5 protein-coding genes, 6 tRNA genes and 1 rRNA gene are annotated in these 6,822 nt (G+C 49.6%); all 12 read right to left on the bottom strand.

The window, feature by feature from the left end; translation table 11 throughout:
* A partial coding sequence (locus EJQ19_RS29950) for a thiamine pyrophosphate-binding protein (protein ID WP_277600992.1) occupies window positions 1-610 on the bottom strand: 610 nt, incomplete at its 3' end.
* 3 nt (window positions 611-613) lie between these two features.
* Window positions 614-2,380: a GAF domain-containing sensor histidine kinase gene (locus EJQ19_RS29945; RefSeq protein WP_164716831.1), complete on the bottom strand. Its 1,767-nt coding sequence runs from the start codon at window positions 2,378-2,380 to the stop codon at window positions 614-616.
* A 73-nt stretch (window positions 2,381-2,453) separates the two neighbouring features.
* Window positions 2,454-3,344: a diguanylate cyclase gene (locus tag EJQ19_RS29940; RefSeq protein ID WP_126144898.1), complete on the bottom strand. Its 891-nt coding sequence runs from the start codon at window positions 3,342-3,344 to the stop codon at window positions 2,454-2,456.
* A gap of 34 nt (window positions 3,345-3,378) precedes the next feature.
* The gene (locus EJQ19_RS29935) at window positions 3,379-4,431 is read right to left on the bottom strand and encodes an HD-GYP domain-containing protein (RefSeq protein ID WP_126144897.1); all 1,053 of its coding nucleotides are present in this window, start codon (window positions 4,429-4,431) and stop codon (window positions 3,379-3,381) included.
* Window positions 4,432-4,700: 269 nt separating this feature from the next.
* On the bottom strand, window positions 4,701-5,900 hold the full coding sequence (locus EJQ19_RS29930) for an MFS transporter (RefSeq protein WP_126144896.1): 1,200 nt from the start codon (window positions 5,898-5,900) through the stop codon (window positions 4,701-4,703).
* A 122-nt stretch (window positions 5,901-6,022) separates the two neighbouring features.
* Window positions 6,023-6,096: transfer RNA gene (locus EJQ19_RS29925), tRNA-Pro, on the bottom strand.
* A gap of 23 nt (window positions 6,097-6,119) precedes the next feature.
* Window positions 6,120-6,196, bottom strand: a tRNA-Arg gene (locus tag EJQ19_RS29920).
* Window positions 6,197-6,202: 6 nt separating this feature from the next.
* A tRNA-Gly gene (locus tag EJQ19_RS29915) sits at window positions 6,203-6,277 on the bottom strand.
* Between the two features lie 7 nt (window positions 6,278-6,284).
* Window positions 6,285-6,367, bottom strand: a tRNA-Leu gene (locus EJQ19_RS29910).
* A gap of 76 nt (window positions 6,368-6,443) precedes the next feature.
* Window positions 6,444-6,519: transfer RNA gene (locus EJQ19_RS29905), tRNA-Lys, on the bottom strand.
* Between the two features lie 6 nt (window positions 6,520-6,525).
* A tRNA-Met gene (locus EJQ19_RS29900) sits at window positions 6,526-6,602 on the bottom strand.
* 51 nt (window positions 6,603-6,653) lie between these two features.
* Window positions 6,654-6,770: ribosomal RNA gene (gene rrf / locus EJQ19_RS29895) — 5S ribosomal RNA — on the bottom strand.
* Window positions 6,771-6,822 lie beyond the last annotated feature (52 nt).

The following is a 6,822-nucleotide window of genomic DNA, read 5'->3' as shown; positions in this document are numbered from 1 at the left end:
TCGCTCCGCGATCCCCGGCGGCGCGGATGCGCCCCGCTGCGGCTGCTGCGCCCGCCGCATCAAACGACACCGCCGTCACTGCAGCCAGCGCCGGCAGCGCGCGCTCCCCGATGTCCGTCATCTGGACATCGATCGGAATGGCGAGGTGCACGGGCCCCGGCACCCCGCTAATGGCGGTGTGATACGCCTCCGCCAAGATCTCCGGCAGTTGCTGCGGATCCAGCACTGTCCGGCTCATTTTGGTAATCGAAGCAAAAATCGGCTCCGCATACAGCTCCTGAGCTCCCCCCATGCCCAGCTTGCTGGAAGGGACGGACCCCGTGATAAAAATGACCGGAAGCTTCTGTTTCCATGCATTGGCTGCCGGCGTTACCAGATTCGTCGCCCCTGGACCGCTAGACGCCACACAAATGGATGGAATCCCCGTAATTCTCGTATACGCGCCCGCCATATAACCGGAGCTGTTCTCATGCTTCGCAACAATGGGTGTTAGCTCGGGAATATCCAAGAGGGCGTCGTAAATAGCATTGATGGAGCCTGCCGGTATCCCAAAGATGTACCGCACTCCCTGCTCCACAAGAAACCTCAATCCTACTTCTATCGCCCGCATTTGTTACTCCTTCCCTTTCGGTAACGAAAATTTAAAGATAGAGCCTTGGCCCTCCGTGCTTTCAAACCAGATCCGGCCGCCGTGCAGTTCGATAAGCTGCTTCGAGATGGCGAGTCCCAGTCCTGTACCATTGATCTGATTGTTAGCTTGATAAAACTTGGTAAAAATATTCTTCTGCTTCTCAACCGGAATACCAATTCCGCTGTCCTGCACCTCAACCGTTACGATGGCAATCTCAATCGTCGTTCGGATCGTGATGACCCCTAGCGGCGAGGTGAATTTGATCGCATTGGAAAGCAAGTTCAGCATGATCTGCATAATACGCTGCTTGTCCACGCGGACAAGGGGATTCGCGCCATCTGCAACATTCGACTCGATGACGAGATTCAACTTCTTCTTATTAATCAGCGACTGCACGATTTGCACAGACTCTGTAATAATCTCTTTGAGATCGACCTCGGTGTACTGCAGCTCAAACTTCCCGTTCTCCATCTTGGCAAAATCGAGCAGCTCATTCACCTGATTCAGCAGGCGCTCAATGGATTTACTGGCGATTTCGAGCAGATCCTTCTGCGAATCGTTGAGCTGCCCGAGAATGCCTTTGTTCAAAATGTCCACAGAACCCTTCACCGCCGTAATGGGCGTCCGCAGCTCATGCGACAGCGTAGCGATAAAATCGCTCTTGAGATCGTTCAAGTGCTCCAGCTCACGAACGAGCCCTTCCAGCTTGAAGTTCGCATGCTGCAATTCGAGCGACCGCTCAATGATGGAATGGTCCAGCTTCTCGGTATGCTGCGCGTTCGAAAGCGCAATCGCCGTAGCATCCGCAATCGACTGGCAGAACTCCAGCAGATCAGACTCATATTTGCGGGGCTTGCCGATCGACGGGATCGCAATGACACCGTAAACGGAGCCTTTCGCCACCAGCGGGAATACCATAATACTTTTAATATTGAACGCGATAAAAGCTTTATGATTTGGGCGCGGATCCGCATACACATCTTCGATCGCCGCCGACTTTTTCTGGGTAATGACTTCATACAACAGCCGGTCATTTTCAATCGTCAGCTTCGCTTCCCGGTGTTTGAAACGCCATTCGTCCACCGTCACATTGACGGAGGAGAGCTGGTACGGCTCGATCGTATGCTCCTTCTCATTGTACAAATGAATGCCGATATCCTTGGATCCGCTCGCTTTGCGCATGTAATGGAAAAAGGTATTCAGCACGTCCTTCACGTTCAGCGACTCCGACAAAGCTTTGGTCGCATCCAGCAGCAGCTGCTGCTTCTCCATCAAAAGCTGACGCTGTTCGAACATCCGAATGTTCCGAATCGCCACGCTCGCCATATTGACAAACGCTTCCGTCACTTCCATCTGTTCCTGGGTAATATTCATCCGTTTCCCGAAGTCATGGACGAATACGAGACCGAATACATCCCCGTCCACGATGACCGGAATGCCGAGAATGGATTTGATTTTGAGCAGTTGACGCTTGGACTGGTCAAGTCGAAGATCCAAGCTCGTATCCGAGATGTAATCGCTGGAACGGGTTCTTAAAATATCCCGAACAAATTCGTCTTCCTTCGGATCGATTAACAGCTCCGTTATGTCGACCGGCAGTTTGTTGCCTTTGTATCCTTGGAACGTCCCATCCGGCTGCTTAATGAAAAAACCGACCAAATCCGCCTGCGTAATCTCGCCTGCGATGGCATCGACGAACACCTGCAATATTTCCGACATTTCAAATTGCGAATTTATGATTTTCGTCATTTGAAACAGCTTCTGAAAACTTCTCAACTCCATGACCATGCTTCACCCATCCTTTTATGTTAACTCTTAAGCGTTATCGTATTTTTATCTGATGCCTGCCGTTGTTTTTCGCCCCGAGCAGCGCAGAATCCGCATGAGCGATCACTTGCATGATCGAGGTAGGGTCAAAGTCATTCGTCACGCCAATGCTGACTGAGAAGTTCATTGTTTTTTGCGGTGCCAGGCTTACCCTCATCACATCAACGGCACGAATAATGCGATCTGCAATGTCCGCGCAGTTGTCCCCGTCTTGTAACAACACTAAATATTCATCGCCGCCATAACGAAAAGCCAGATCCTGTTCGGCGGAAATATTCGCCAAAATAATCGCCGCCACCTCACGAAGCACCTGATCGCCAACCAAATGGCCGTAATTATCGTTAATGTCCTTAAAATAATCCATATCTACCATCATCGCGGCCTTGAAAACTCTTACGCCTTCCTTCATTTGGCGGCTCATAATGTCCAGATAAGTCCGGTTGTACAGTCCCGTCAGGGCATCGACATAGACCAGCTTGGCTAATTGCTTGTTGTCCTTGACCAGATTCCGCACCTTCGCCTTTTGCTGAAGCGCGATTTCCACCTTCCGCTCCAGCACGTCCAGGTCAAACGGCTTCGTCAAATAATCGACGGCCCCCAACCGCAAGCCATACAAGAGATCCTCCTTCTGGGCATTGGCCGATAGGAAAATGATGGGGATGTCGAATTCGTGGTTGGCCAGCAATGTTTTGCAAATCTCAAAACCCGTAATTTCAGGCATCATCACATCAAGCAAAATCAGATCCGGCATCGTCTCTCTAACGATCTTCAGCGCTTCGCGTCCATCTTCAATCGTGATGACTTCATAGTGCAGCGAACTTAAAAAGATGCGTAAAATACTTAAATTATGCGGTTCGTCGTCGATGATCAGAATGCGTCCATTCATGAAATTATCCCAACCTTCATTACAATTTTCATATTCATGATCTCATCCCATCCTTCCTGATGTACATCTGTTCATCCAGTATCTTCAAGAAGATAGGCACCAATTTATCGTCAAACTGCTTGCCGGCGTGGGTTTGCAGCTGTTCCCGCACCTCATGGACATGCAAAGAGTTTCTGTATACTCTCGTAGACGTCATGGCATCAAACGCATCCGCAAGACTCACAATACGCACAAGCAGAGGAATCTCATCCCCGCTTAGCCCGTCCGGATAACCTCGCCCATCGATCCGCTCATGATGCCACCGCACCATAGGGAGAACATGCTCGACACCAGGCAAATCTTTTAATAATTCGTAACCGTAATCGGGATGTTGGCGTATGACGTTGAACTCCGCTTCCGTGAGTCTATCAGGCTTTCTTAATATATGATCAGGTATCGCAATCTTACCGACATCATGCAGCAAAGCGCCGAGCTTCAAGCGCTCCAACTCTGTCTCGCTAAGGCCCAATCGGCCTCCCAGAAGCGTCGAATAGAAGGCGACATTATAACAATGATCGACCGTAAAACTATCTTTGACGCGTAGTGTATTAAATAAAGTTTCGTAGGCTTGCTGTTTCAGCACTTGCTTACGAAATTGAATTTTTCGAATCGATTGCTCCATATGCAGCTCAGAGAGCTTGCACAGTTGAAGCTGCTCTTCCGTCAACAACGTTGGCGATTGAAAAGCGAACAGTAGTGCGCCGTAGGCATGGCCATGCTGTATATGAAAACCGTAGAGACAGGCAAGCTTGCTCTTCAGAAGAGATGCTTTGACGATGCCATTTGCCTGTGCCAGGGTGAACGGCGTTCCTTCCATTTCTCCGGCAAAATAGTCCGTACGAATGACAACTTCCTGCAGTTCTTCCATCACTGCCGTACTCATATTAACCGAATACGAGGTTGGCGTGATCTGACCCGGCTCTTCTATAAGAAAAAGAGAAATAGATTCGCACCCGATCGCGGTTTTAGCGAAATCACTTAATTGTCCGATTGATTCAAAAATGGAATCCGCATTTATCACATTCTTAAAAAACAATGAATTTTGCATCAATCTCCCTCTTATTCTTCACAGTTAAGGCTTGTCGAAATCTCAATCTGTATTATTTCTGCTTCATAAGAAGAATCTCCTCTATTATACACGAAAAATACCAGTCAATTAATACTTTATTTACTAAAAATTGATAAAATATTACCGGTTTTTTACTATATTTAAAATCATATCCTGTCGAAATTCCACTATTTTTATAGGCATCCCGATTAATGAGAAAAACGACCTATTTCTTATCGAAATACGTCGTTAGTTGAAAGAAGCTGCTGCTAGCCGGCCTCAACCTGCGGCCTTTGTTTTTTTCGGTTCGCCTGCAGCCATAGGGCTGCCAGAAGCAATGAAATGCCGGTAATCAAAAAGACAAAATGAATGCCGATCCAGCCGCCTAAGAATCCGCCGATGATCGGACCGATCATCATACCGAGCTGATTGGACGTTTGATTCAAACTCATCGCTCGGCCGCGAAAATCGGTGCTGGAGCTTTTGACGATCAGCGCATTAAGCGCAGGATACACAGCGGCGAAAAATAAGCCGTAGCTGAACCGCAGCACGCCAAACGCGACCAGATTATGCGTCGCCAGTTGGAGCAGATTGCCGATGCCGCCGCCGATCAGGCCGATAAGCAGCGTTTTGTCGTAGCCGATCTTTTGTCCGATCAGCCCCCAACGGGACCCCATAATAACGGTCGCAACTCCAACCGCGGAGAAAATAATTCCCGAGCTCAGCGAAGCGCCTTTGGCCGAGCCGCCGATATCGACCACATACAGTGTCAGCAGCGGTTCCAGCACCATGATCGAGGTGGCCACCAACAGTGTGAGTCCAAACACCGACATGAGCCTTCGATTCGTTAGTGCCTGCTGAATGTCCAAACGGACACTTTGCCGCGCCCCCTCTTTTTTCCGGTGCACTTCCCGGACGCTAACCATCGCGATTGCCGCCGACACGAGTACGACGAAGCCTGATACAAGAAAGCATTCACGTATGCCTACCCAGTGGCTGAGCATCCCACCTGCAAGTGGACCCAAGATACCGCCGGCTGCTGTCGCTGTCGACATGATGCCAAGCGCATAGCCTACATGTTTTTCCGGCGTATTCGTGCTGATTAGTGCAAGCGAGGAAGGAATGTAGCCCGCCATCAAGCCTTGTAAAATACGAACCAGAATGAACGTATACGGGTCGTGTACAAAATAATTTATAAAATAACAGACGCTGAGACTGAAGCCTGATCGAATCAGCATCGGTTTGCGGCCATACTTGTCCGCCAGCGAGCCCCAGTACGGGGCAATCAAGGCGCTTGCCAGAAAGCTGACCGAAAATGTAATGCCAGACCAAACTTCAACACCGCTGTGTATACCTAAATCCTCTTGCAGGAAAAGTGGGATAAAGGGAACCGATAGCGTATACGCCATCGAACAGAAAAATGCGCCAATCCATAAAATAAATAAGTTCCGCTTCCAATTGAGCTCCAAATGAAAGTCGCCTCCTTTCCATTGTCTACTATAACACCGATGCATCGAAAGCGCATGTCCTGTCAAAACGAAAAAAGCATAGGCCAGCAGCGAATTGCTGCCGAACTATGCTTCTTTGCTGATCGGGACGACACGATTTGAACATGCGACCCCCTGCTCCCAAAGCAGGTGCTCTACCAAGCTGAGCTACGTCCCGATACGGGAAAAACGGATAAATAATGGCGCGCTCTGAGAGATTCGAACTCCCGACCTTTTGATTCGTAGTCAAATGCTCTATCCAGCTGAGCTAAGAGCGCATTTTATGGAGCGGAAGACGGGGATCGAACCCGCGACCCTCGCCTTGGCAAGGCGATGCTCTACCGCTGAGCCACTTCCGCATAATGTTGGTGCGCGTAGAGGGACTTGAACCCCCACGGTCGCCCGCTAGATCCTAAGTCTAGTGCGTCTGCCAATTCCGCCATACGCGCGCATGTTTGATCTCAGGGTCCCCGAAAAGCAACCGGAATTCCCTTCGAAGCCATCACTTCACTTTTTGGGGTAAAGTGGTGAGTCATGTAGGATTCGAACCTACGACACCCTGATTAAAAGTCAGGTGCTCTACCAACTGAGCTAATGACTCATAATTTGGTTGCGGGGGCAGGATTTGAACCTGCGGCCTTCGGGTTATGAGCCCGACGAGCTACCGAGCTGCTCCACCCCGCGTCATAGAAAAGCAGAGAGACTTTTGACTTTCATCAAAAGATCCCTATATATGCTTGGCAACGTTCTACTCTCCCAGAACCCTGCGGTTCAAGTACCATCGACGCTGGAGGGCTTAACGGTCGTGTTCGAGATGGGAACGCGTGGATCCCCTCCGCCATCATCACCAAACAGATTTGCTTTTCTCAAGGCTTGCACCTTGAAAACTAGATACGAAACGTTG

Source organism: Paenibacillus whitsoniae (genome assembly GCF_003955665.1).
Taxonomy (GTDB): Bacteria; Bacillota; Bacilli; order Paenibacillales; family NBRC-103111; genus Paenibacillus_E; species Paenibacillus_E whitsoniae.
This window is presented reverse-complemented; position numbering and strand designations above follow the sequence as displayed.